This is a genomic window from Bacillus sp. FSL M7-0003 (genome assembly GCF_038628485.1).
GTDB classification, from domain to species: Bacteria; Bacillota; Bacilli; order Bacillales; family Bacillaceae; genus Bacillus; species Bacillus safensis.
In genome coordinates, this window is sequence record NZ_CP152024.1 from 243,422 (window position 1) to 267,952 (window position 24,531).

Sequence of the window (24,531 nt, forward strand, 5' to 3'; positions counted from 1 at the left end):
TAGTTATTCAGTCTAATAGATTGAACAGGTGAAAAAGCGCTTTCTTTTGAAATAAGCATGTTCGACTATTTCAGAAAATGAAGAATTGAGAGATAATATAACAGGCGAAAAAATGAACAAAGGTAAAGGTTCAATAGAAGAAATATTTGCCAGTGAAATGAAAAGTGAGCTGCTTTGAAAGAAAGACGCTTACTTGACACATGCTCTGTATTTTAATCGAAAGGTGTTATGAACATGAATCATTTGCATCGTAGGATGGGAACTTTCGCTTTAATGATGGTAGGTCTTGGCTCAATCATTGGTTCAGGATGGCTCTTCGGTGCTTGGCGTGCAGCTCAAATCGCCGGTCCTGCTGCTATTTTATCTTGGTTGATTGGGATGGTTGTGATTTTATTTATCGCTTTGTCTTATAGTGAACTCGGATCGATGTTTCCTGAGGCAGGCGGAATGGTGAAATATACGCAATATTCACACGGATCTTTTATTGGGTTTATTGCAGCTTGGGCGAACTGGATCGCCATTGTCTCCGTGATACCAGTTGAGGCGGTTGCTTCCGTCCAGTACATGAGCTCTTGGCCTTGGAAGTGGGCAAAGTGGACATCTCATTTGGTCACAAAAGGGGTATTGACGACAGAAGGTCTTATGGTTGCCAGTGTGCTTCTTGTGATTTACTTTCTGCTTAATTATTGGACAGTTGGGTTATTTTCAAAAGCAAATACATTCATTACCGTGTTTAAAATTGTCATTCCAGGATTAACAATTGGTGCGCTCTTATTCGTAGGTTTTCATAGTGAGAATTTTACTTCTGGAACAAGTATTGCCCCTAACGGCTGGGCGAGTGTGCTGACAGCTGTTGCGACATCTGGGATTGTGTTTGCCTTCAATGGCTTCCAAAGCCCGATTAATATGGCCGGTGAGGCAAAAAATCCAGGCCGGTCGATTCCAATTGCCATTGTCGGATCGATTTTCATTGCAACTGTGATTTATGTCCTTTTACAAGTCGCCTTTATCGGTGCTGTTGATCCATCTATGATTGTGAACGGATGGGGTCATTTGAATTTCAACTCGCCATTTGCGGACCTTGCCATTGCGCTTGGGATTAACTGGCTTGTTCTGATTTTATATGCGGATGCGTTTGTGTCACCTTCTGGTACAGGAATTACGTATACCGCAACGACGTCTCGGATGATTTATGGAATGGAAAAAAACAAATACATGCCAAGTGTGCTTGGCCGTCTGCACCCTATTTACGGCGTGCCTCGTCCAGCAATGTTTTTTAACTTAGCCGTATCGTTTATCTTTCTGTTTTTATTTAGAGGCTGGGGTGTACTTGCTGAAATTATCTCTGTCGCTACACTCATTTCTTATTTGACTGGACCAGTGACCGTCATGACGCTGAGAAAGACAGGGACAGATTTATATCGTCCGCTTCGAATAAAAGGACTCAGCATCATTGCTCCTCTCGGTTTTGTCTTTGCCTCATTGACACTGTATTGGGCAAGATGGCCGTTAACAGGTCAGGTGCTGTTCATTATTCTCATCGGTCTACCTATCTATTTTTATTATCAAGCAAAAGCGAAGTGGAAAGGCTTCGGCCGCAACTTTAAGGCGGGTACTTGGATGGTGGTGTACCTGCTTGTCATGATGACGATTTCCTGCCTTGGCAGTGACAAATTCGGCGGTTATAACATCATTCATTATGGCTGGGACATGGCACTGATTACAGTGGTAGCTCTGCTATTTTATATGTGGGCACTCAAAAGTGGATATGAAACAGAGTTTTTAGAGGATGCGAAAAAAATCAATGATGAGCTGCGTGCTTCTCAGAAAGAAGCTGCAGCAACCAAAGAATAAAGAAACGGCTGCCTGAACACTCGGGGCAGCCGTTTTTATTTGGATGAAAGGTGCATCACATGCCGTTTCAGCCAAGTGGTGATGCCGCGCAAAACGGCTGCTGTGACAAGTGAAATGAGCACATATCTCCAAAGCTGGCCTAAGCCTTGTCCACTCAGCCAGAACACGATGCCTAAAATGATGAGGGTGAACATGAGCAAGAATAAAAATGATGCAGACCAGAAAAAAGCTTTCACAGAAGGTCACCTCCTCAGGAGTATTGTATGCAGGCTGATGCACGATCAGACCAGCAATGAAGAGGTTGACTATTGATGAGAACTATTGCTAAAGTCAGATAAAAATATCAAGTGATTTGACAATTGTGTTAAGATGAGAGCATATTTTGAGTAAAGTTGTTGGTCATAGACGGAGGTGTTTGGAAATGCAGATTCAAAAGGTTCTAAACAATAATGTCATTAGTGTCATAGATGAACATGGAAAAGAAATCGTTGTCATGGGCAGAGGCATCGCTTTCCAGCGACGTCCCGGGGACCCGGTGGACGAATCGTTGATTGATAAAGTCTTCCGCCTGGAGGATCATTCCGTTCACGAGCGGATGAAAATGCTGCTTCAAGAGGTTCCGTATGATGTGGTCAAGGTGACGGAGGAAATGATCCAATATGCACATACAAAGCTGAACCGAAGATTAAATGAAAGTCTGCATGTATCGCTGGCAGACCATATTCATTACGCCATCGAACGGCTGAAGAAAAATCATCTGATTGAGAATTCGCTTATTTGGGAGATTAAACGCTTATACAAAGATGAATTTCTGGTGGCAAAGGACTGTCTTGAGATGATTGAAGAGCGTCTTCATATTGAACTGCCTGAGGATGAAGCGGGCTTTATTGCCATGCATATCATTAACGCAGAGCTCAATGAGGATATGAATACGACGGTCAATATCACAAAGGAAGTCAATGCCATTCTCACCATTGTGAAATATCATCTCAACATGGAATTTGATGAAGACTCGCTTAACTTTTACCGTTTTCTCACGCATTTGCGCTTTTTCGTTCAGCGTCTGATTAACGAAACACTGCTTGTCAGCGAAGATCAGGACTTATATCAGCTGATCAAAGTGAAATATCCGAAAGCATACGATTGCGCAAAGAAAATCGCAGAATATGTCTATCAAACCTATCACCGGGATCTCACATCAGAGGAGATGCTGTATCTATCCATTCATTTGAATCGACTGATCAAACGAGAAAAATAAAGATAGATTTTAAAAGAAAGCGTTGACATGAGAAAAGGTGAGTGGTACTATTTGCTCATAAACATAAAAGAATACGGTTTCACAATGATCGTCTTAGAGGATTGTGACTGTTCGGCAGGCAAAACCTAAACGTTCACTGAAAAAGCGCAACAGCAAGCTGCGACTATTTTTGGTGCCCGTTTAGGTTTTTATTTTGCCCAAAAACGTATTTTTTTGAAAAAAAGGGGGTTTTTGCATGAGTTATCGTCAATTAGCAGAAGACATTATTAAACACATTGGTACAGAGAAAAACGTCCATTCATTGGTGCATTGCGCCACAAGGCTTCGTTTCACCTTAAATGACAGATCAAAAGCAGATAAAGCGGCCATTGAAAAATTAAATGGCGTCGTTACCGTTATGGAAAGCGGCGGCCAATTTCAAGTGGTCATTGGCAATACCGTACCAGAGGTTTATCGAGAAATTGGAGAGTTTACGAATCTATTAGAGGATTCCACTGCTTCATCTGCAAAATCAGGTGAAGAGAGCACAAGCCTTTTCGGGAAATTCGTCGACATTGTATCGGGGATTTTCACACCACTTCTCGGTGTCATGGCGGGTGCAGGTATTTTAAAAGGTCTATTAGGCATCTGTATCAACGCGAAATGGTTATCTCCTGAAGATACATCGTATCAAATTTTATTTGCTGCATCTGACAGCTTGTTCTACTTCCTGCCGTTATTGCTCGCATTCACTTCTGCTAGGAAGTTTAAAGCGAATCCGTTTGTCGCTGTGACGATAGCAGGTGCACTGATTTACCCAACCATTCAAGAATTGTCAAAAGGCGGCGGAGATGTGACATTCTTCGGGATACCAGTCGTCTTAATGTCTTATACATCTACGGTCATCCCAATCATTTTGGCAGTGTTTGTCATGGGATATATCGAACGTTTCTTTAACAAAGTTATTCATGAAAGTGTCAAAAACTTTATTACTCCACTCATTTTACTTGTCACGGTTGTTCCGCTGACACTCATCGTATTCGGACCATTTGGTGTGTATGCAGGGAATGGCATTGCAGCTGTTTTGCTGAAAGTCTTCTCCTTTAGTCCTACACTTGCAGGTGCTTTAATTGCGATGGCTTGGCAGATTCTTGTCATCTTCGGTATCCATTGGGGACTTGTGCCAGTGATTTTAAATAATATCGCAGTCCATGGGAAAGATCATATCAAGCCGGCCACTGCGCCAGCTGTATTTTCACAAGCAGGTGCTTCCATCGGTGTTATGCTGAAAACAAAGAATAAAAAACTGAAATCACTGGCTGGATCAACAGCAGTTTCTGCTGTGTTTGGGATCACAGAGCCAGCTGTATACGGGGTCACACTTCGTTTGAAAAAACCATTTATTGCAGCCGTTATCTCTGCTGGGGTCGGCGGTGCGATTATCGGTTATTCACAAAGTATTGCAATTGCGTCAGGCCTTCCAAGTTTACTGACACTGCCGATTTTCTACGGTCAAGGATTTACAGGGTTCATCATCGGTATCTCGGTCTCGTTCGTCCTATCGATCATCTTAACTTATTTGATTGGATTTAAAGATCCAGTAGATGAAGATGAAACGCCGGCAGCCGCTCCTGCACCGGCAATTGAAAACGAACATGGGGTCAAAGCAGCTCATGTGAAAAGTCCTTTAAAGGGCGAGGTCATCAAGCTGGAGGAAGTGCAGGATAAGGCATTCTCATCTGGTGCACTAGGAAAGGGCGCAGCCATCATTCCATCAGAAGGAAAGCTGTTTGCACCAGTATCAGGAGTTGTGACAACGGTGTTCCCAACTGGACATGCGTATGGTCTAACCTCTGAAAGCGGAGCAGAAGTACTCATTCACATCGGACTGGATACCGTACAATTAGGCGGAAAGCATTTTACCCCGAAGGTTGTTCAGGGGCAAACCATCACAGAAGGCGAACTGCTTGCTGAGTTTGACATAGAAGCCATCCAAGCTTCAGGCCTGTCAGTCACAACACCCGTTATTATTACCAATTCAGGTGAGTTTAGCGATATCATTGAAACGGAAGAGAAACAAATCACACCAGGCCAATCATTTTTACATCTAGTTTAATCAAAAGGAGGAAGAAATCATGAGATATTCAACACTAGCATCATTTCCAAAAGACTTTTTCTGGGGCGGATCTACTTCCGCCTATCAGGTAGAGGGTGCGTGGAACGAGGATGGCAAGGGGCCTTCTGTCATTGACATGAGAGCAAGTTATCCTGAAGGGACAACGGATTTTAAAGTCGCAAGCGATCACTATCACCGTTATAAAGAGGATGTGAAGATGTTTGCGGAAATGGGCTTGAAGGCTTATCGCTTTTCCATTGCGTGGACACGGATCATTCCAGATGGAGATGGGGAGATCAATCAAAAGGGGATTGAATTTTATCATTCTCTCATCGATGAATTGCGCAGCTATGACATTGAGCCAATCGTGACAATGTATCATTTTGATCTGCCTCATGCGCTTCAAGTAAAGGGTGGATGGTCAAATCGTGCGACAGTGGATGCATTTGAACGCTATGCCGAGGTGCTATTCAAGGAGTATGGTCAGAAGGTGAAATATTGGCTGACCATTAATGAACAAAACATGATGATCTTACATGGATCAGCGCTCGGTACACTTGATCCAAATTTAGAAAATCCAAAAAAAGAACTGTATCAGCAGAATCACCATATGCTCGTTGCACAGGCAAAAGCGATGACGCTTTGTCATCAAATGCTGCCTGAAGCGAAAATTGGACCGGCGCCAAACATTGCGCTCATTTATCCGGCTTCTCCAAAGCCAGAAGATGTGCTTGCTGCGGCGAATTACAATGCGATCCGCAACTGGCTTTATCTTGATATGGCGGTCTTTGGCCGTTATAACAACCTTGCTTGGGCGTACATGAAAGAAAAAGACATTCTTCCTGTTATCGAAGAGGGAGATATGGATATTTTGAAAAGCGCAAAGCCAGACTTCATTGCCTTTAACTACTACACCTCACAAACGGTTGAAGCGAGTAAAGGAGATGGCAACGACGAATTTGCACGCGGTGGAGATCAGCATTTGAAATCAGGGGAAGATGGCGTCTACAAAGGCGGCAACAACCCGTTCTTAAGTAAAAATGCCTTTGGCTGGGAGATTGACCCTGTCGGCTTCCGTTCAACGATGCGCGAGATTTATGATCGCTATCAGCTGCCGCTTATTATCACGGAAAACGGATTGGGTGCTTTCGACAAGTTAGAAGAAGATGGTTCAATCCAAGATGATTATCGAATTGATTATTTAGAAAAACATATCGAACAAATCAAATGGGCGATCACAGATGGCGTCGAAGTATTCGGATACTGCCCGTGGTCAGCTATCGACTTAATCAGCACACACCAAGGGTGCTCCAAGCGCTACGGGTTCATCTACGTCAATCGCGACGAATTTGACTTAAAAGACCTCAAAAGAATTCGCAAAAAGAGCTCTTATTGGTATGAAACCTTGATTCAGCAAAATGGAGACAACATCGGGAAATAACGATAAAAAAGCCAATCACCTTATGCGGGTGTTTGGCTTTTTTTTGTTCACTTTATTGGCAAGATCATATTGTTCGAGTTGTTCTCACATGATAGTCTGATGGTATATTGTAAAAATTGGTTAAATATCCATTATAAGAAAGGGGCTGTTTATATGATGACAATTCTTTATATGTTCTTCCTATTGTTTTTCATTTTTTATGGTTTGAATTATATAGGACAGAAATTAATTGCGAAGGAATATCCAATGAACCATGGAGTGATTGTGACTCTGTCAGCTGTGGAAGGTATTCTTGTTTTCGTCATTGTTGGTGTGAATGCGAAATTTCCGTTTTTATTTACAGTACTTATGTCTGTTCACATCTAACTCTCTACTATTATTATACCCCGAATTTAATGAAATTTATAGACTGTTTCTCGCCCATATCTAGCCGTATACTGTTATACGCAAGTCAAAAACGATGAGGGGTGTGGCTGTATGAATGACAAGCAAAAGGTGTTAGATCCCGGGCCATTTTTTCATGGGACCAAAGCGGAATTGAAGATTGGAGATCTGCTTGAACCGCTGCATTTATCCAATTATCAGGATAAAAAATCGAACCATATTTATTTCACCGGAACACTAAACGCGGCCAAATGGGGTGCTGAATTAGCTAGATCTGATGCGAAAGAAAGAATTTATATTGTAGAACCGTTAGGCGAGTTTGAAAATGATCCAAATGTGACTGATAAAAGATTTCCCGGCAACCCAACACGTTCTTATCGATCGAAATCTCCGTTGAAAATAGTCGCAGAATTAGGTTCTTGGGAAAGACATTCCGATGAAGAAATCAATCATATGCTGAGCTCCTTAAAAAAATTAAGTGAAGAAGGAAAAAATGTCATCTACGATTAATGATATATATCTAAATAAAAAGGCCGCCTCATGCACTGGGCGGCCTTTTGTTTGATCTTATTGGAACAACGCATCCATCAGCTCATCAAATGTGTTGGCTTGCTTGAGGGCGCGAATGCGGTCTGGATTGTCTAGTAAATCGACGGCCTGTTCAAAGAATTGGTTCATGCAGGCAGCGTCATCCTTATGAATCGCTAATAAAAAGACAATTGATACTTGGTCTCCCTGCCAGTCAATCGGTTGTTTTAAGTGTGCAATGGCTACAGAGGAGGTGCCTTCATTTGTGATGAGCGGGTGCGGCATTGCAATACCGCTGCCAAGATAGGTAGACGACATTTGCTCACGCTCAAGCACCGAGGGCCGAAATGAAGACGATACTAGCTGATGCGCCTCCAAACGGCTGCATAATATATCTAATACCTCATCCTTGCTGCTTAGGTCAGCATTCATTAAAGTCAATCGCTCTTGAAAAAACGCCATCAGCTCTTTTGAGGGTGCCCCGTGTCCATTTAATAAATGAATGACTTCATTCACACGCTGTATATCATGCTGTTCAAAAAAGGCACTGACCTGAATGACTGGTTTCCCCTTTGATGTGAGTGGAACGGTTGTGATGATGACGTCACACGGCAAAGAGGAGCTCATGAGATAATCCTGATAGGAATAGAGCTCAACGATGTCAAGCTCGTGCTGAAAGGCTGACTTCAATTTAATTTCAAGGAGCCTTGCCGTCCCTAGTCCAGACCCGCACACGATAATGGCTTTCTTTTTTTGCGAGGTGTCGAGCTGACTTCTTTCAAACGAAGCAGCGATATGCAAGGCAACATATGCGGCCTCGTCTTCATTTGGTGTACGCACCAGCTGTAAGGCATTGAGTCCGCTGACAGCCAAATCAAACGGGTAAGGATAGGACGCTTTGATCTCATGTAAAAGCGGATTTTGTAAGGATACGCCATATTGGATTCGATTTAATAGCGGCTTCATATGAAGCATTAAGTCTTGCTGCAGAATGCTGTCATCAGCAAAACGATGGCCGCTTGTTTTTTCAATGTGCTGTAGAAAGACTGTAACCGCCTGTTGGACTTCCACTGTCGTTTGATGCTGGGCGGCTTCTTTCCACGTTTGATTTGCCAATAGATGCATGACTAAGTAATCTGTTTCATCCTCTGATAAGGTCACATAAAAAGTGTAACTCACCTGCTGTATGATTTTTTGTGCAATTCTCATTAAAACTGGTGATCTTTGTGTGCGGACAGTACTAGCGGATACCCGCTGGTTTTTTCGTGTTTGCTGAATCGCAATGGCTAAGTGAATGACTAAATTTTTTAAGGCAATGTCTTTAATGAGCAATGACTCTTGATGCAGGTTCGTCAACACAATAGATCGAATGGTTTCAAGAGAAATATCAGGAAAATGGAGCTGCTCCCGCTCGGTGATATGAGAGAGAGCAGGCTCTTCTTCAAGAAGTAAGTCTGCATAGCACGTTCTTTTTTGCAGCTCGTCTCCTTCAATCTTTAAGCCAAATCCAGGCTTTGATACAAGGGTCATGCCGTAACGGGCTAACATCTCTCGTCCTTTTTTCAAATCACTGCTGACCGTCATGCGGCTGATAAACAGTTCTTCAGCCAGCTGGTCAATTTTTAAGTAATCTGATTGAAGCAGCAGCTTTCTCATCATAAATCGTACACGCTCTTCTGGCATGACGGGGACAAGAGAGCGGGCAGGAAGTTTTTGTTGATGAAGCCAAAGTAAGAAAGCGTCTTGGTCACTCGTTAAAAGAGTATATCCCTTTCCGCGAATCGTTTTAATTATGGCTCCAGCTTCCTTTAAATACTCATTTGCTTCCTTGATTAAATTGCGGATAGAGCGGTCAGATAAGCGAAAAGAGGCAGTGAGCTCCTCCAGCTTCACGAACCCCTTCGTTTCAAATAGCCGCTGAATCAGCTGATAGGTTCGAGGATCTGCCGTCATCATCATTGCGCGGCTCCTTGCGCCTGTAAGGCATCCGTTCCAAGAGCGATGGCGCCCATTAAACCAGATAATCCATCAAAGGATGGTTTTGTGATAATTTCATGTAAAGGCTTTGGCAGCTGCAAATAGCCGCGAAGCCGCTTGTCTGTTTCATCAAGAATAAGTGGCAGCATAGCTGGCTGTTTCATCACGCCTCCACCTAAAATGATGCGTTCTGGTGAAAGGGTGAGCAGCAGGTTAGCAGTCATCTGCCCGAGATAGTAAGCATGAAGTGACCAGGCAGGATGATCCTCTGGCAGCATGGGTGCCAGTGTATGATAGCGCCCTTCTATGGCAGGTCCAGATGCCAGTCCCTCTAAACAATCATGATGTATAGGGCAGCAGCCTCCGTATGTGTCATGAGGATGCCGCTGAACAGTGATATGACCCATTTCTGGATGCAGCAATCCGTGAATAAGGCGATGTTCAATATAGGCCCCGCCGCCTATTCCAGTCCCAACAGTAATATAGACCAAGGAGGCAGGTTTTTCTGCTTCAGTTGAAAAACGGGCTTCTCCGAGTGCTGCACAGTTTACATCGGTATCAAGCTTCATCGGGATCCCGAGGGCTTGTTTTAAGGTAGAGAGGAAAGGGAATTGGCGCCAGGCCGTTTTTGGTGTGTCTAAAATCGTCCCATAGCTTGGGCTTTGCTCTTTCACATCGACAGGACCGAATGCCCCAATTCCAATTGCATCAACACGATTCTTTGTAAAGTAATCGATCACTTGCCGGCATGTTTCATCTGGATTCCCCGTCGCAAAGGAAGTCATGTGTTCAATCGTTCCGTCTGTTGTTCCGTAGCCGCAGACAAATTTCGTTCCGCCTGCTTCAATGCCTCCAATTCGCATGATCAATGCCCTCCATTAAAGAGGGGCGGAATCCAATGGATCCCGCCCCTACATGTTCATTTTTTCTTTACAATGTAGGTTTGTACCTGACAAGGTGTAAGCGGTTCAATGTGTAATGATCCATGTTGTGCTTTGAGTATCTGTCCTTCAGGTGTTTCTCCTAAATTCGCTGTTTCTCCGTGTTGTAGAGATGAACTATTGATTGAAGCGGCTGTTTGACGCGTTAAATATGGATTGAAGAGACGAATGACAATGCCTGTTCCATGCTCTTCTTTTTTCAGAGCGCTTAGAATGGCTCCATCTGTCTCGATGTCAAGCAGGCTATAAGTAGATTGTAAGTCTTCTTTTTCATCTCGGAAAGAGAAAATTAAACGACCGTTTAAAAAATCTGCGCGCTCGTAGCATTGAACAGAGGTGGTATACCGTTTGGCAAGCTGCGCTAAGTGTCCCTCGCTGACTGCATCCTTGCTATAGTGCATTCCAAATGAGAATGACAGTGCACCTTGCAGCTGAGCGTCAGGTGTCTCCACAATTTTTTCCCCAGATGCGCGTCCTGGACGATAAAGGAGATTTTCTTTCCCCATTTTTCCGAAACAGCGGAAGAGCGTATACGCAATCGTTGTGTAACCTTCTCCTGTGATTTGGTATTCTCTCACGCAGTCGGTCAACAGAGCGGCACCATATGCTTGATCACGAAGTGCAACAAAGGATTGCATCGGTTCAATGGTGATCGGTTTTTCTTCCCAATGTTCATTATTCCACCATTCAAGCTCTTGCGTGAGCTCTGTTGGACGTTCGATTGTACCAAACTGTTGATCGCTTAGTGATACGTTTGATGCGATGCCTGTATCAAAAAGAACACGAAGGCGATGATCTAATGCATGGTTATCGACATCTACATGAAAACGGATGATAGCATCGTCTTTGTTTAATGCCACCTTCGCTGTGATCGGAAGTGATGTCGCAGCCGATTGCTTAGAGCGCGCCTCTAGGTCATAAGGGACAGTGAGCTGAAGCTTGATGGTCAGCTCGTCTTGCAGACCGCTTTTAGACACTGAGATGTCCGCTGATGAAAGATCTTTTGATGAGACATACAGATCCTCACGCGGTGGTGAATAGTTGTAAGAATCCCCATCGTCTCCGTTGTCTTCAAAGATCATTTGCTCAGAGAAGGTCTGGCCCGTTTGTTTGTCTGTGATGTCCAGTGATCCGTTGTCATTTGCCGCAATGCGGTAATACGTATTTTCAATCACGCGTCCTTCAGTTTCTTCCCATAGAGATTCGCTTGATTCATCGAAGACCATGCTGACTTGTGTATAGCCTACTGACGGTAAGTCGATGGCTTCAATCAGCAGCACGGCTTTCCATACTTGCTTTGGCATGTACACTTCTTTACTTGGGTTAAGAGAAATTTGCTGTGCCAGCACATAATCTGTGACATCGATTTTGCTTTTCACTGTGTACTGAAGCGTTCGTCCATTTGCATCCTTTAGTATAAATGGACGTTCTGTGATAAACGTTTCGACTTCAATGACTTCAGAGCGCGTTGAAGGCAGTGTATTGAATAAAGTGAACGTGATTTCCTGCTCTGTTTGCAGTCGAATAGCGATGAGACGCATGTGTAAGTCTACAAGATTCTCGGCGATTTCCTTTGCCTGTTTGTAGCGGAAGAAGACATCTTGGTTTGTCGTGTCACTATTACAGCCGCCAATGCTGTCATGCGCTGCATTTTCAAACATGAGGTACCAAATATCACGAACCGTGTCATGAGGATAGTCATGTCCGAGTGAATAGCTGATCGTTAAGATTGGCTCCATCACATTGACGAGATAGTTTTCAATTTGATTGTTTAAGATTTTTAAATCAGCTCGTGTTGAAAAGATCGATTTGTGAATCCGCATATGCTTCGCGTGAATAAGCTCTCCCTGTAACGTCTCAAAAGATGTCCGCTCTTTTTTTACGGCTGCAATATAATCTTCTAAACTACTGATTTCATAGTGATTCTCGTCAAGCTCATTGGCTTTTTCTAATAAGTCAGGCAGGTTTTTACGGATCGGTGCCTGGTCAAAGCCATTTGGGAAATAGACATTCTTTGTGGTGGCCTTTGCTTGCAGCGCACCAATTTTTTCAGATAAAAAGGCTTGTAAGTCCTCATCCTTCTCAGGAATATTTCCGCCGTAGTAGTAGCCAAATGGCAGGTTCACAGCAAAGACTTCACTGCCGTCAGCGCCGCGCCAATTGAATTCAGTATGATTCGTCATATGGTCAGAAACGCCACGCCAAAATGCTGTATTGACAATGCCGAAGCCGCGATAAATTTGGGGCATTTGTGCGGATTGACCGAAGGAATCAGGGACATAGCCGACTTTCATCACGTGGCCGAACTGCTGACAGCGTTCAATTCCATATTGCAGGTTCCGCACAATCGATTCACCTGAAATGACGAGCTGGTCGGTTTGGGTATACCATGGGCCGATGATGAGACGTTTCGCTGTGACGAGCTTCTTGATTCGATTCTCATCCTCTGGACGCCATTTCAAATAATCATCTAATAAGGAAGCCTGGGCATCGAGCATGAAGTAATGGAACCTTTCATCTGTTTCAAGGGTATCTAAAATGTCCATTACGCTTTTCATTAAGTAGATACGGGAGCGGGAGGTGGTGAAATACCATTCCCGGTCCCAGTGAGTATGTGGAATCACATGTACATTGACAGTCATTGATCAACGACACCTTTCTTCGTTCAAATTATCCTTCTAGCACAAGGTCAAAATCGTCTTCTTCTTTCTGCTTCTGATCATGTTCCGGCGTTTTTGGCTCTTTTTTCTCAGAGAAATTCACAAGCAGGTTGGCGCCAATACCGATGACGAGTGCGCCAGTAAGGGCTCCGATTAAATAAGCCCACCAGTTTCCGACTGAGAAGAAGCCGTATAGCCCGCCAATTGGCGGCATGATGTCATGAACTCCTAATAATGCAGCGACCCCGCTTCCAACAGCACATGCGACAACATTGAGCGGAATCAATTTCAAAGGATTGACGAGGGTAAAAGGGATCGCCCCTTCCGTAATACCGATAATGCCCATAACAAGGCCGCCTCGCCCGGCTTCTCTAAAGGTTGGAGAGAAGTTGCGTTTTCGAATCAATGTCGCAAGCCCGTATCCCAGCGGTGGAATGACAATCGCAATATTGACAAGAATGGCAGGGAGATAGACGCCTGATAGGAAGAGCGCGTTACCAGCCATCCATGCGGATTTATTCACCGGTCCGCCAAGATCGAAGCCAATCATTGCACCTAAAATGAGAGCGAGCGCGAGTGTGCTTGTTCCATCAGCGACCATGCCTTTAATCCATTCAATTAATGCCGTGTTCAAAGCGCCTAATGGTCCGCCTAGAAGAACTGACATTAGAAGTCCGGTTAAGCCAACGGTAATCAGCGGCAGGATGAGCAGAGGGACGAGCCCAGCTGCAGAGCCTTGAATTTGAATTTTTCTTTTCACAAAAAGAGCAACATATCCTGCGAAGAAGCCTGCAATGACGGCACCTATAAATCCGGCATTTGTTGAGCTGGCAAGGGCACCGCCGATAAAACCAGCCGCAAGACCTGATTTATCTGCAATGGAATAGGCGATAAATCCAGCGAGCAGGACGTTCATTAAGCCAATGCCTGTCCAGCCAACCTGCTCCATTAAATAGGCACCGTGCAGTATGCCGCCAGCATCCTTATAGGTGTTTAAATCTGAAACACCAAACCCTAACCCGACCAATTTTGCTAAACCAACGATAAGTGAAGCACCGATGATTACCGGAAGAATATAAGAAATACCGGTCATGAGATGGCCTTCAATGACTTTTAATTTTGCTTTCATTTTCTTTGCTCCTTTCTATATGGCATTGCTCATGTTTATTGAGATTCAGATTTTTTCTTTTCTACAAGTGCTACGGCTTTGGTGATAATTTGTTCAGCATTTTTTAAGGCACGTCCGATTTCGACACGTACAGTGGGAATGCCTGAGAAGCGTTCTGCATCGTTGATATGCTGATTTGAGGCAATGATACAGAGGTCTGCCTGCTGTGCTTCCTCTGCTGTAATGCCGTTCACCTGTCCCATAATCCCCTGCTGTTCGATTTTGATCTCGTGTCCGAGTTGTTTACCCGCATTTTCTAACGCTTTGGCTGCCATTGGAGTATGAGCTAACCCTGCTGGACATGAAGTGACACCGACAATTTTCATTGTGTAATCCCCTCTTTCAATTGTTGTTCAATGACTTCGTAATAGTAATCAGCTGTTTGACCTGGTTGAATCTTTTCGATAAAAGCAGGTTCCATTAGGCTTGTCGCAATACCTGACAGTAATTTCAGATGTGTGACATTTGCTTCTTCTAGTGGAACAAGCAGTGTAAATAAATAGCTTGTGGGCAAATCATCGAAGCTTCCCCATTCAATGGGTTGTTCAAGTTCTAAAAAAAGAAGTGAAGCCGTTTTTACAGCGGAGCTTTTTGTATGTGGAATGGCGAAGCCTTGTTGAAGTCCTGTTGAGACTTCGTCTTCCCGTTTCAATAAATCCGTTAATAGCCCTGCTTGATTGTTTGTAATCTGAAGGTCTTCAGCTTTCTCGGAAATGTATTGTAAAATCTCATTCTTTGATCGTCCGTTTACTTGTGTGAAAACATGATCTTTTTGGAACAAGCTGATCCCTTCTCTCTTGTTTGTTAAGCGCTTACAAGTTGATTGTAATGTACTTTTCAGCATGGTTAAATAGCATCATTTTCCGTTTGAAACGGCAAAAAGTTTATGAAGCTATCCGTCTTGCTGACTGAATATCTCAAATCCTAGCTTAAAACGAGTTTAATTATATAAAAAACAGATTCTACTAAATGTATTTCTGTGATATTCTTCCAAGGTATCATAAAAGATAAGGGGGTCTTTTCATGTTCAAAAAGCAGGTCAAATCCTGTGTGGTCGTACTCATGGCCGTTATTCTATGTATGGCAGCATTACCTGGATACGAGGCAGCAGCTGCCAGTCATGGAACAAGTGTCAATGAAGCCATTGGGTTAAAAAATGGTGAAGTCATCTCAGGTACATTACAGAATGAAAAGGAAGAGTCATGGTATCAAATCACGCCATCTGCACAAGAAGTGGCAAAACATACTCATATGCAAATTTCTGTGAAAAGTAAACAAGTGCTGTCCGTATCGGTCTATCCAAGTAAGGACAGAGCGATGAAGGATGACACCTATTCAAGATATCGCGTGGACACAGCAAGCGGAGAGACAGAGATCAACTTCCCGCATGCATGGTCAGGTCCCTATTATGTCAAAGTGCTCTATTTAGGGTCAGAGGAAGACAGCCGTGATGAGGAAGAGGATGCGGCATATACAATCGGATATAAAGGAGCTAATCTTCCGCCTTCTGAACCTGTTTTTCCTGAAGAAGATGAGCCTGAAATCATTATTATTGAGAAAAAGTACGGGCGTGAAATTCTTCAATCGATTCGTACAATCGAAGATAAACGATTCAATGAAACAGCAGAAGGTCAAAAGCTTTCACGTCTGCTCCAAAAGACAAAGCCGTTTCTCAAATCAAAGCTCATCAAACATCAAAAAGAGCAGCAAAAGGTTTACAACCATCTGCTCACATTAAAAACACTGCTAAGTGACATAGAGAAAAATGGTGCATTTAGCGGTCATATCGTAACAGAAAAAGAACAGCAGGCGATCGGCTCCCTTTTTGATATGCTCAAAGAAGCAAGTCCGGCATATTTAAAAAAGGAATTAATAGCCGTCAGTCAAAAAATGGGCATCGATCAGCTTGAAGGAAAGTCAGTTGGTTATGTATTAGAGAAACAAAAACTTGTAAAAGAAGAGAAGGTTAAAACGAATAAGATCATTTTTAAATTAAAGGATGACCAAACACTTCAATCTGCGAAAAAGAAAATGAAAAGCTACGGCATCCAAGAAAACCGTGTGACATCACAGTCAGTCAGTCCTTTATTCAAAGGAATGTATGTCTATGATGTGCCAGCAGGGCAAGAATCCGCTGGAAAGACACTAAAAGCAGGCAAAGCGGCGATCAAGAGCACGGCAAGAAAGCTTTCCAGCATGCCGAATGTTGAATTTGCAGAGCCTGTTCAAACCTATCGTGCGCTAAGCAGCGACGCGCAGTATGGTTATCAGTGGCCGCTGAAAAACAGTGCGCAAAACAGCGGGAAAAAAGGCGCTGACGTCAAATTTGAACAAATGAATACACTGATTGGCACAAGCAAAATGAAGCAAACATTAATTGCTGTTGTGGATACAGGTGTAGACAGCCGTTTGACAGATTTAAACGGGACTGTTCGTACAGACTTAGGTGCGAATCTCATTGGACGAAACAAAGATGCGATTGATGACAATGGACACGGTACGCATGTGGCAGGCATCATTGCCGCAAAATCCGATAATCATTACTCAATGGCAGGTCTCAATCAACATACGGGCATCATTCCGGTGAAGGTGCTGGATGCCTATGGCTTTGGCGATACAGAGCATATTGCACTTGGAATCAAGCATGCAGTGGACAAAGGCGCAAAGGTGATCAACATGAGCCTTGGCGGCTACTACAGCAGAGTGATTGAATATGCAATGAATTATGCTGCACAAAGAAATGTACTAGTGGTCGTGGCAAGTGGAAATGATGGCGTACCAGAAATGGGCTACCCTGCCACGTCAAAATACGCAATGGCGGTTGGCGCAAGCAACCGTATGGATATTGCCGCTGAGTTTTCAAGCTATGGCAAAGGACTGAGCATGTCAGCACCAGGGTCGGATATTCCGAGCCTCATGCCTGATGGGAATGTCTCATACCTGAGCGGGACATCAATGGCGACACCATATGTGGCAGCAGCAGCAGGGTTACTGCTTTCTAAAAATCCATCCTTAAAGCCAAATCAAGTGAGAAATCTTTTGCAAAGTACAGCAGATGACATCTCATTTAAATCTATTGATGGAAAAGACGACGTTTTCTATGATGAAAACGAGGAGCCAATTGTCGATCCGAAAATCCCAGGAATTGATTGGATGACAGGACATGGCAGACTGAATGCATTTGCTGCATTAAGTGCTGTCGAATTGAATGCATCAGTGAACAAAGTGGAAGATCAGCATCAAAAGGTGACAGGTAAAGCAAAAGCCGGCGCTGCTATTTCTGTGTATAGAGGCAAAACGCTGCTTGGAAAAGGCACAGCAGGCAAAAAAGGCACCTTTAGTGTGAAGATTAAGCATCAGAACAAAAACAAGGTCCTTCACATTAAAATGTCAAAAGGAAAGGCCGCTACGACGCTCAAAACCGTCGTGAAAAAAGGCAAAGCACCAGCTAAGCCGAAAGTCAGCAAAGTAACCGTCAAAAGTAAAGCGGTCAAAGGGACTGCGGGTGCAGGCTTGACCATTAAAGTGAAAAACAAATCGAAGAAAGTCATCAAAACAGTCAAAACCAATAGCAAGGGTGCATTTTCTGCCCAAATCAAACCACAGAAAGCCAAAACGGTTTTATATGTGACCGCATCAGATGTGAGAAAAAGAGAAAGCAAAGCGGTAAAAGTGGTTGTGAAAAAATAAAAGAAGAACTTCCCTTTCTAAGAAAAGGGAGGTTTTTTTGTTTTTAACTGGAAATATACCAATTAATGTCGATAGTAATATAGTAGGAAAAAAAAGGAGGATTTATCGATGAAAAAAATCATGTTTGCTTTCTTTCTATCATTGCTTCTCGTATTCCCAAGCTTTGCACATGCTGAAGAAACAGGGGCAGTACCAGCATCAGTAGAAGTAACAAGTGTCACAGCAGCCGATAGTGGAATAGTGAATTACGGCTATGGCAGTAAATATCGCGTGGGTTCTTATTATCCAGCTACGTTTAAAGGGACACTTAAAGATGCAAGCGGAAACCTCATGCCTAATCAGCCGATCAAGCTTTATTTTGAAGCAGCCATCAAATCATATGCTCAAACAGCGACAGGCACAACAGACGAGAATGGACAGTTTTCACTGACGTTTCAAGTTCCTGCAGGTGCAGGCTACCAATCATACAATAATGCAGGCTGGTCAACACATTACTACGATATCGTTCCAGTGACGTTCACGTCAAACGACATCAAACTATCTTCAAATGTCACAAGTGTGTACCATTTGGCATATACATCACGTTACTAATCTCATAGAAAAAAAGGATGTCATCAGGTGACATCCTTCAGCGTGTAGACAAACCCTCGCATTCTGTGTCAGGTCTGCGCTCTGGTACTCACGAATGTCAAATTCGCTCCGTTCCAGTGCTCGTCCTTCCTAGACTGCAAAGGTTTTCTATCACGCTGAAAAAAACAAAGGGCTAAAATGAAAATCATTTTAGCCCTTTGTTTTTTGTTAGCAAACCTGCTGGGCGGCAACCGAAAGAGTCGATAAACAAACACTCATTAGCCGTTCTTCCCAGATTCGATCGAGCGTTTAACTTTTAATCTTGAGCTTTGATAGATAAGAACTTTCACACTTGAACTTTGATCCTTGAACGTTCAGCTTTGAGCTTTTATCAAGGATCATCCTAAGATGATCATCAGATGAGGAGGGAATGACCTTTCCCTCGGAGGTGTTTAGTCCTATCGATTTTCGGCTCACTAACAAAATCAATTAATCGATCTGTATTTTCGTTAGTGTATTGCTTTCAGACAAGGAAAAATCAACTTCCATTTGAAAATCTTCAATTTCTTTCGAAAGCTGTTCAATTTTCACTCGAAGACGAAGCGGATCGATGATCACCGCCTCATTTTCAGCTAGAAAAGACTTCACGATCTCTTGGTTGGCGGCCGCTTGTGTCTTTCCATCTTTCCCAAACAAGGTCTCTAAATGCTGATCAAGTCTTATTTTCACATCTTCATTCGTTTGTTCAGCTTTGTCGACCAGCTCTTTGTACACCTGTTTCATTTTCCGTAAATAACGAATATCGTAGTCTATCGACGTCTTTCGTTCAATCGCCTCTGCCACCGTCATACGGACACCCGCCACATCAATCATTGTGGTCGCATTCGATACAACGATGGCTGATTTGATGGCATTCCGGCGTTTGATTAAAGCTCGAATCGATTGATCATCAGCCTTTGCCTTTTTTTCAATCTCTTCTTGATTCTGAAATCCATGCTGTATATGTTTGCCGATCATTAATCCACCAAGTACGGCTTCATCAACGGTTCGGTTGATTCTTTTATCTAACATTTTCAGTTCACTTAATGCTCTTGTAATGGTCATTTCCATATTCACGACAACTCCCTTGGTTCATCCTGAAAATCATAGATTCCTATCATATACCAAAGTGTGCTTCTTTTACTAGCGATATCCTTTTTTGTCAATGAAAAAACCTGATGCTTATACACCAGGTTTTTCTCGTTTTTTCTGAATCCAAGCTGTCACGTAATAGGCAGCATAGCAGAGCGCAATGAAAGGAATGCCGCAGATGAGGGCAATCCGCTGATTTGGATCAAAGGCAATGCCAATGACAGATGCAAGACATAGGAGGAAGGCTGCAATCGGAACTACTGGATAGAGCGGTGTTCGAAAGGATAAATCATGAAGCTGTCCGCCTTCCTGTAAAAATCTTTTCCGAAACATAAACTGTGAGGCAGCAATCCCCATCCATACAACTACAACGGCCAGTCCAGAGATTGACACTAGGACAAGATATACCGTTTCTGGTGCGATCACGCTCGATAGCAAAGAAAGAATACCACCGATCATACTTAAAATGAGTGCATTCAAAGGAATGCCTTTTGACGTCAGCTTCGCCAGTTTTTTAGGAAGTGTCCGTTCTTCAGAAAGCGACCAAAGCATACGAGATGATGCGTATAATCCTGAGTTTGCGGCAGATAAGATCGCGGTCAGGATGACAAAATTCATGAAATCTGCGGCATAAGGAATCCCGATACGATCAAATACCACGACAAATGGGCTTTTGATCACCCCGGCTTCTTCTACTGGAATCAAGCCAGCCAACACAACGATCGTTCCAACGAAAAACAGGACGAGACGCAGGACGGTTGTGCGAATTGCTCTTGGAATGGTCTCGTCAGGATTGACGCTCTCACCCGCAGCAATCCCAATCAATTCTGTACCTGAAAAAGCAAAATTGACAGCAAGCATCGTCATTAAGATCGGTAAAAAGCCGTTTGGAAAAAGTCCGCCTTCCCCAGTGAAATTAGAAAAGAACGGAGCGGCCTCACCGCCCTTTAATGGGATCAAACCAAACATTGCAGCTCCGCCAAGAATAATAAAGAGAATAATAGCCATCACTTTAATACTGGAAAACCAAAACTCTGATTCTGCAAAAAACTTGACTGTAAATGCATTCAGTAAAAAGATGAGAAGAGCAAAAACGCCACTCCACATCCAAACCGAAGTGTCTGGAAACCAGCGCTGCATTAATAGTCCTGCCGCTGTAAATTCCGAACCGAGTGCCACTGTCCATGTCAGCCAGTATAGCCAAGCGACCGTATAGCCTGTACCAGGTCCAATGTATTTTGTTGCATACGTATGAAAAGCCCCTGTGACCGGCATTGCAACAGACAGCTCGCCTAAACAAAGCATCACGAGGTAGACAATTAAAGCCCCGACAAGATAGGCAAGAATGGTCCCCGCAGGTCCGGCCTGATTGATGGTATACCCCGAGCTTAAAAAGAGCCCTGTTCCAATGACACCGCCTAGAGAAAGCATGAACAGGTGCCGGCTCGTCATTTTTCGTTGATATTGTTGTGACTGATCTTTTGCTTGTTCCATGTCTTCCCGCCCTTTTGCTTAAAAGTATGTGTGATGATTCATGATGCTATGATGTGGTTCTTTTTAAGATGTCATTGATATCTTCTGGGGTCGTGCGGCAGCAGCCGCCGATGATATGCGCGCCGTCTTTGTACCATTGATGTGCACATTCCCCAAAAGTAAGATGTGACGTATCTCCGCTCCATACCTTTTCTTCAGGATCATATATTTCACCTGAGTTTGGATAAACCACAATCGGTTTGCTCGTTCCCTTTTTCATTTCTTGAATGAGAGAAGTAATAAATTGCGGCGGCGTACAGTTCACGCCGACAGCAGCGATTTGTTCATAAGGCTCAAGCGCCTGTACACATTCTCGTATGGAATCACCTTCACTAATGTGCAGGCCATCCTTTGCGCTGAATGTGATCCAAGCTGATGTCCCGCTGAATTCATCTTGCAGCAGCTTTGCAATGGCAGTTGCTTCAATCAGACAAGGAATCGTTTCGCATGCAAGAATATCTGCACCCGCTTCTACTAATGCCTGAATTCTTGGTCTGTGAAAATCAATGAGAGCCTGCTCTGAGAGTCCGTAATTTCCTTTATATTCTGAACCATCAGACAAATAAGCGCCGAATGGCCCCACAGATCCAGCGACAAATGGTTTTGTCCGTCCTTCACGACGCGCTTCATCCTGCCAAAAAAGATCGCGTGCCTCTTTCGCTAGAGTGACAGAGCGTTTCATGAGTTTAATCGCTTCTTCTTTTGTATAGCCTTTTTCAGCAAAGCCTTCAATCGTTGTTTGGTAGCTGGCGGTTGTTGCGCAGTCAGCACCTGCTTGGAAGTAGTCCAAGTGTACTTGCTGAATCAATTGTGGCTGTTCAATAAGTATTTTGGCTGACCATAAACGATCGTTTAAGTTACAGCCCTTTCGTTCAAGCTCTGTTGCTAATGCACCGTCTAAAATCAAAGGTGCGTGAGCCTGTAAACGGCTTTGAATAGGATTCATTGGATTCAAACAGCCTCCTTTTTAGATCGGAAATGATGGATATGATATGAGGCAGTAGTTTAAATGACTAAAGTGTTTTTGTCAAGGAGAGGAAAAAGCATCGTAGGGCGGAAAAACCCTGAAAACATGCGGGTTTTGATGCATAAAAATGCAGTCAAAATAATAGAAAACCAAGTCATTGACAGCCTCTAAAAAGAGATATATATTATGGAAAGATTGATTTCAGAAAGCTTCATCAAAAGGCGCCGTCTTTTGATTTTTATGTTGTCCAACGACTGTCTTCTTTCGTGCAGAAAGAGGGTTTTTTATATGCTCAAAAAAGGAGGAAAGAAGAAATTGAAAAAATGTGTAAAAGATATAGCGATGATTCTAGTTGGTTCTTTTTTATTTGCCGCAGCAGTGAACATGTTTGTCATTCCGCTTGAATTTGGTGAAGGCGGCGTCACGGGGCTGTCCATTATTTTTTATTATTTGTTTGAAATAGCACCGTGGCTGACGAACCTTGTATTGAATGCCATCTTATTACTTGTGGGATATAAATACTTGGACAAAAAGACCACGATTTATACGGTGGTTGCCGTTGCAAGTAACTCTCTATTTTTGCACCTGACCACAACATGGGTCGTGAATGTTCATGAATTGATTATTGGAGCGATTTTTGCAGGTATTATCATCGGAATTGGGATTGGTCTTGTGCTCAGAGCCGGTGGAACAACGGCGGGTTCTGCCATTCTCGGAAGAATTGCCAACAAGTATTTAGACTGGAACGTGAGCTATGCCATCTTGTTCTTTGATCTGATCGTTGTATTTGCTTCATACTTTATTATTGGTGCAGAAAAATTAATGTTTACCATTGTGATGCTGTACGTGGCGACAAAGGTGATGGACTTCGTGATAGAAGGACTTAACACGAAAAAGGCAGTGACGATTATTTCTTCATGCAAAGATGATATTGCGGAAGAAATCAATCACACCCTGGACCGAGGCGTAACGATTTTAAACGGACGCGGTCATTATTCAAAGGAATCGAAGGAAATTCTTTACGCGGTCATTCAAAAGCAGGAGCTCATGCGCCTTAAGAAAATTATTAAGAAAATAGATCGAGACGCATTCGTTGTTGTCCATGACGTACGCGATGTGTTCGGAGAAGGATTTGTGAATATATAAAAATGAAAAGTAGACAAAGAGCTAAAAGACCCTAAAACGGGTCTTTTTTTATTCTCTATACCTCTTGTCACACAATACTATGTAATGTATAGTATAAAGAGTTAGGAGTTGTAAACATGAATGCACAATTAAAAAAAGGATTACTGGAATTTTGTGTACTGGCGGTATTAAAGAAAGGCGATTCCTATGGTTATCAAATCATTAAAGATATGTCCCATTGTATTGAGATTTCAGAATCGACATTATATCCGATTTTAAAGCGTTTAGAGCAAAACAATTATGTGGAGACCTATTCCCAGGAACATAACAGTCGATTAAGAAAATACTACCGCATGACAGAAAGCGGGCGGGAGCATATGGCGCAGTTTTTAGAGGAATGGGATCAGGTGATGGCGATTTACGACTTTATTTCTGGAGGACAGGGCAATGAATAAAAAAGAATTTTTGAGCAGCCTAAAGAAGCATCTGCATCTTCTAGGTGACAAAGATAGTGATCGGTTTATCGAATACTACGATGAAATGATTGAGGATTATCAGGAAGATGGCTACAGTGAAGAGGAAGCGGTTCATCAAGTAGGACAGCCTGCTATGATCGCTGAAGGGATTATGAAGGAACAAGGAATTAAAACCGTTCAGGTGCCGACGTTTGGAGAAAAGGCGACGAGACTCTCCATTCTCATTTTAGGCTTTCCGTTATGGGGCAGTATTCTAGCAACAGTCTTCCTGCTGATTCTTTCTGTGTATATGGTGATTTGGTGCATTCCACTCGTGACAGGTGCATTGACGCTTACTGGTCTGCTCGGCGGTTTTTGGAGCATCATTGGTTCTCCATTTATTTTTCAGGACGGTTTGCATGTGGTGGTGACGCAGGTTGGCGTTGGTATTCTTCTATTAGGTGTCGGATTATTAAGTGGCATAGCCACAGCGTATTTGACAAAGCTATTTGTGCAAATGACTATTCAAACCACTAAGGCATTCATGGGAATGTTTAAAAAGAAGGTCGTGAGAGTATGAACGTGAATGATTTAAAAAAGCAATGCATCAAATGGGGGATCATCTTCACCGTTGCCGGAGGAATTGTCATGGCAATTGGTTTTGGAATATCAGGCTTTGATTTAGATGCATATCACAACAATGACGAGAGTAACGTGTTCCGCACCATCAATTGGAGCAAGCCATAATAAATGA

22 protein-coding genes are annotated in these 24,531 nt (G+C 43.2%); 12 read left to right on the forward strand and 10 right to left on the reverse strand.

What is annotated here, in order from left to right; translation table 11 throughout:
- The first annotated feature begins 234 nt into the window (after positions 1-234).
- On the forward strand, positions 235-1,854 hold the full coding sequence (locus MHI23_RS01370) for an APC family permease (protein ID WP_342492208.1): 1,620 nt from the start codon (positions 235-237) through the stop codon (positions 1,852-1,854).
- A 35-nt stretch (positions 1,855-1,889) separates the two neighbouring features.
- On the opposite strand, the gene MHI23_RS01375 is transcribed toward MHI23_RS01370, so the two are convergent.
- Positions 1,890-2,090, reverse strand: coding sequence for a hypothetical protein (locus MHI23_RS01375; RefSeq protein WP_342492209.1), 201 nt, complete (start codon positions 2,088-2,090; stop codon positions 1,890-1,892).
- A 185-nt stretch (positions 2,091-2,275) separates the two neighbouring features.
- On the opposite strand from MHI23_RS01375, the gene MHI23_RS01380 reads away from it, so the two are divergent.
- From MHI23_RS01380 to arr, 5 genes are all read left to right on the forward strand, one after another.
- A complete protein-coding gene (locus tag MHI23_RS01380) occupies positions 2,276-3,112 on the forward strand; it encodes a PRD domain-containing protein (protein WP_024424409.1) in 837 nt (278 codons plus the stop codon).
- Positions 3,113-3,347: 235 nt separating this feature from the next.
- Positions 3,348-5,207, forward strand: a complete 1,860-nt coding sequence (locus MHI23_RS01385) for a beta-glucoside-specific PTS transporter subunit IIABC (protein ID WP_135033012.1) — start codon at positions 3,348-3,350, stop codon at positions 5,205-5,207.
- A 19-nt stretch (positions 5,208-5,226) separates the two neighbouring features.
- A complete protein-coding gene (locus MHI23_RS01390) occupies positions 5,227-6,648 on the forward strand; it encodes a glycoside hydrolase family 1 protein (RefSeq protein WP_342492210.1) in 1,422 nt (473 codons plus the stop codon).
- Between the two features lie 153 nt (positions 6,649-6,801).
- Complete coding sequence (locus tag MHI23_RS01395) at positions 6,802-7,014, forward strand: hypothetical protein (protein ID WP_342492211.1); 213 nt, start codon at positions 6,802-6,804, stop codon at positions 7,012-7,014.
- 111 nt (positions 7,015-7,125) lie between these two features.
- A complete protein-coding gene (arr, locus tag MHI23_RS01400) occupies positions 7,126-7,542 on the forward strand; it encodes an NAD(+)--rifampin ADP-ribosyltransferase (RefSeq protein WP_024424404.1) in 417 nt (138 codons plus the stop codon).
- Positions 7,543-7,599: 57 nt separating this feature from the next.
- Here arr and MHI23_RS01405 read toward each other — a convergent pair whose 3' ends face one another.
- The 6 genes from MHI23_RS01405 to MHI23_RS01430 are packed head-to-tail and all read right to left on the reverse strand — an operon-like array spanning position 7,600 to position 15,087.
- Complete coding sequence (locus MHI23_RS01405) at positions 7,600-9,519, reverse strand: BglG family transcription antiterminator (protein ID WP_342492212.1); 1,920 nt, start codon at positions 9,517-9,519, stop codon at positions 7,600-7,602.
- Positions 9,516-10,400, reverse strand: coding sequence for an ROK family protein (locus tag MHI23_RS01410; RefSeq protein ID WP_075612298.1), 885 nt, complete (start codon positions 10,398-10,400; stop codon positions 9,516-9,518). The genes MHI23_RS01405 and MHI23_RS01410 overlap by 4 nt, the downstream gene beginning before the upstream one ends.
- A gap of 56 nt (positions 10,401-10,456) precedes the next feature.
- The gene (mngB, locus tag MHI23_RS01415; protein WP_342492213.1) at positions 10,457-13,120 is read right to left on the reverse strand and encodes a mannosylglycerate hydrolase; all 2,664 of its coding nucleotides are present in this window, start codon (positions 13,118-13,120) and stop codon (positions 10,457-10,459) included.
- 28 nt (positions 13,121-13,148) lie between these two features.
- Positions 13,149-14,267: a PTS fructose transporter subunit IIC gene (locus MHI23_RS01420; protein WP_024424401.1), complete on the reverse strand. Its 1,119-nt coding sequence runs from the start codon at positions 14,265-14,267 to the stop codon at positions 13,149-13,151.
- A 35-nt stretch (positions 14,268-14,302) separates the two neighbouring features.
- Entirely contained in the window at positions 14,303-14,632 is a 330-nt protein-coding gene (locus tag MHI23_RS01425; protein WP_024424400.1) for a fructose PTS transporter subunit IIB, read from the reverse strand.
- Positions 14,629-15,087 carry a PTS sugar transporter subunit IIA gene (locus tag MHI23_RS01430; RefSeq protein WP_039176166.1) on the reverse strand — a complete coding sequence of 153 codons (459 nt, stop codon included), beginning with the start codon at positions 15,085-15,087 and terminating at the stop codon, positions 14,629-14,631. The genes MHI23_RS01425 and MHI23_RS01430 overlap by 4 nt, the downstream gene beginning before the upstream one ends.
- Before the next feature lie 242 nt (positions 15,088-15,329).
- Between MHI23_RS01430 and MHI23_RS01435 the strand changes: the two genes are divergently transcribed.
- Both MHI23_RS01435 and MHI23_RS01440 read left to right on the forward strand, forming a co-directional pair.
- On the forward strand, positions 15,330-17,996 hold the full coding sequence (locus tag MHI23_RS01435; protein WP_342492214.1) for a S8 family serine peptidase: 2,667 nt from the start codon (positions 15,330-15,332) through the stop codon (positions 17,994-17,996).
- A gap of 108 nt (positions 17,997-18,104) precedes the next feature.
- The gene (locus tag MHI23_RS01440) at positions 18,105-18,587 is read left to right on the forward strand and encodes an Ig-like domain-containing protein (RefSeq protein WP_041106180.1); all 483 of its coding nucleotides are present in this window, start codon (positions 18,105-18,107) and stop codon (positions 18,585-18,587) included.
- 468 nt (positions 18,588-19,055) lie between these two features.
- Here the strand turns inward: MHI23_RS01440 and MHI23_RS01445 are convergent, their stop codons facing one another.
- The 3 genes from MHI23_RS01445 to mmuM all read right to left on the reverse strand — a co-directional run bounded on the left by MHI23_RS01445 (position 19,056) and on the right by mmuM (position 22,176).
- Complete coding sequence (locus MHI23_RS01445; protein ID WP_056764940.1) at positions 19,056-19,676, reverse strand: hypothetical protein; 621 nt, start codon at positions 19,674-19,676, stop codon at positions 19,056-19,058.
- 111 nt (positions 19,677-19,787) lie between these two features.
- A complete protein-coding gene (mmuP, locus tag MHI23_RS01450) occupies positions 19,788-21,191 on the reverse strand; it encodes an S-methylmethionine permease (protein ID WP_024427433.1) in 1,404 nt (467 codons plus the stop codon).
- Between the two features lie 46 nt (positions 21,192-21,237).
- On the reverse strand, positions 21,238-22,176 hold the full coding sequence (mmuM, locus tag MHI23_RS01455; protein WP_342492215.1) for a homocysteine S-methyltransferase: 939 nt from the start codon (positions 22,174-22,176) through the stop codon (positions 21,238-21,240).
- 336 nt (positions 22,177-22,512) lie between these two features.
- Between mmuM and MHI23_RS01460 the strand changes: the two genes are divergently transcribed.
- From MHI23_RS01460 to MHI23_RS01475, 4 genes are all read left to right on the forward strand, one after another.
- Entirely contained in the window at positions 22,513-23,343 is an 831-nt protein-coding gene (locus tag MHI23_RS01460; protein WP_024424393.1) for a YitT family protein, read from the forward strand.
- Between the two features lie 116 nt (positions 23,344-23,459).
- Entirely contained in the window at positions 23,460-23,777 is a 318-nt protein-coding gene (locus MHI23_RS01465) for a PadR family transcriptional regulator (RefSeq protein WP_024424392.1), read from the forward strand.
- Positions 23,770-24,357, forward strand: coding sequence for a DUF1700 domain-containing protein (locus tag MHI23_RS01470; protein ID WP_041106184.1), 588 nt, complete (start codon positions 23,770-23,772; stop codon positions 24,355-24,357). Before MHI23_RS01465 ends, MHI23_RS01470 begins: the two co-directional genes overlap by 8 nt.
- Positions 24,354-24,524, forward strand: a complete 171-nt coding sequence (locus tag MHI23_RS01475; RefSeq protein ID WP_164512186.1) for a hypothetical protein — start codon at positions 24,354-24,356, stop codon at positions 24,522-24,524. Before MHI23_RS01470 ends, MHI23_RS01475 begins: the two co-directional genes overlap by 4 nt.
- Positions 24,525-24,531 lie beyond the last annotated feature (7 nt).

Excerpts from the sequence above, each read along its gene's own strand:
- MHI23_RS01370 (WP_342492208.1), top strand. The coding sequence starts at position 235 with ATGAATCATTTGCATCGTAGGATGGGAACTTTCGCTTTAATGATGGTA.
- MHI23_RS01380 (WP_024424409.1), top strand. The coding sequence starts at position 2,276 with ATGCAGATTCAAAAGGTTCTAAACAATAATGTCATTAGTGTCATAGAT.
- MHI23_RS01385 (WP_135033012.1), top strand. The coding sequence starts at position 3,348 with ATGAGTTATCGTCAATTAGCAGAAGACATTATTAAACACATTGGTACA.
- MHI23_RS01390 (WP_342492210.1), top strand. The coding sequence starts at position 5,227 with ATGAGATATTCAACACTAGCATCATTTCCAAAAGACTTTTTCTGGGGC.
- MHI23_RS01395 (WP_342492211.1), top strand. The coding sequence starts at position 6,802 with ATGATGACAATTCTTTATATGTTCTTCCTATTGTTTTTCATTTTTTAT.
- arr (WP_024424404.1), top strand. The coding sequence starts at position 7,126 with ATGAATGACAAGCAAAAGGTGTTAGATCCCGGGCCATTTTTTCATGGG.
- MHI23_RS01405 (WP_342492212.1), bottom strand. The coding sequence starts at position 9,519 with ATGATGATGACGGCAGATCCTCGAACCTATCAGCTGATTCAGCGGCTA.
- MHI23_RS01410 (WP_075612298.1), bottom strand. The coding sequence starts at position 10,400 with ATGCGAATTGGAGGCATTGAAGCAGGCGGAACGAAATTTGTCTGCGGC.
- mngB (WP_342492213.1), bottom strand. The coding sequence starts at position 13,120 with ATGACTGTCAATGTACATGTGATTCCACATACTCACTGGGACCGGGAA.
- MHI23_RS01420 (WP_024424401.1), bottom strand. The coding sequence starts at position 14,267 with ATGAAAGCAAAATTAAAAGTCATTGAAGGCCATCTCATGACCGGTATT.
- MHI23_RS01425 (WP_024424400.1), bottom strand. The coding sequence starts at position 14,632 with ATGAAAATTGTCGGTGTCACTTCATGTCCAGCAGGGTTAGCTCATACT.
- MHI23_RS01435 (WP_342492214.1), top strand. The coding sequence starts at position 15,330 with ATGTTCAAAAAGCAGGTCAAATCCTGTGTGGTCGTACTCATGGCCGTT.
- MHI23_RS01440 (WP_041106180.1), top strand. The coding sequence starts at position 18,105 with ATGAAAAAAATCATGTTTGCTTTCTTTCTATCATTGCTTCTCGTATTC.
- MHI23_RS01445 (WP_056764940.1), bottom strand. The coding sequence starts at position 19,676 with ATGGAAATGACCATTACAAGAGCATTAAGTGAACTGAAAATGTTAGAT.
- mmuP (WP_024427433.1), bottom strand. The coding sequence starts at position 21,191 with ATGGAACAAGCAAAAGATCAGTCACAACAATATCAACGAAAAATGACG.
- mmuM (WP_342492215.1), bottom strand. The coding sequence starts at position 22,176 with ATGAATCCTATTCAAAGCCGTTTACAGGCTCACGCACCTTTGATTTTA.
- MHI23_RS01465 (WP_024424392.1), top strand. The coding sequence starts at position 23,460 with ATGAATGCACAATTAAAAAAAGGATTACTGGAATTTTGTGTACTGGCG.
- MHI23_RS01470 (WP_041106184.1), top strand. The coding sequence starts at position 23,770 with ATGAATAAAAAAGAATTTTTGAGCAGCCTAAAGAAGCATCTGCATCTT.
- MHI23_RS01475 (WP_164512186.1), top strand. The coding sequence starts at position 24,354 with ATGAACGTGAATGATTTAAAAAAGCAATGCATCAAATGGGGGATCATC.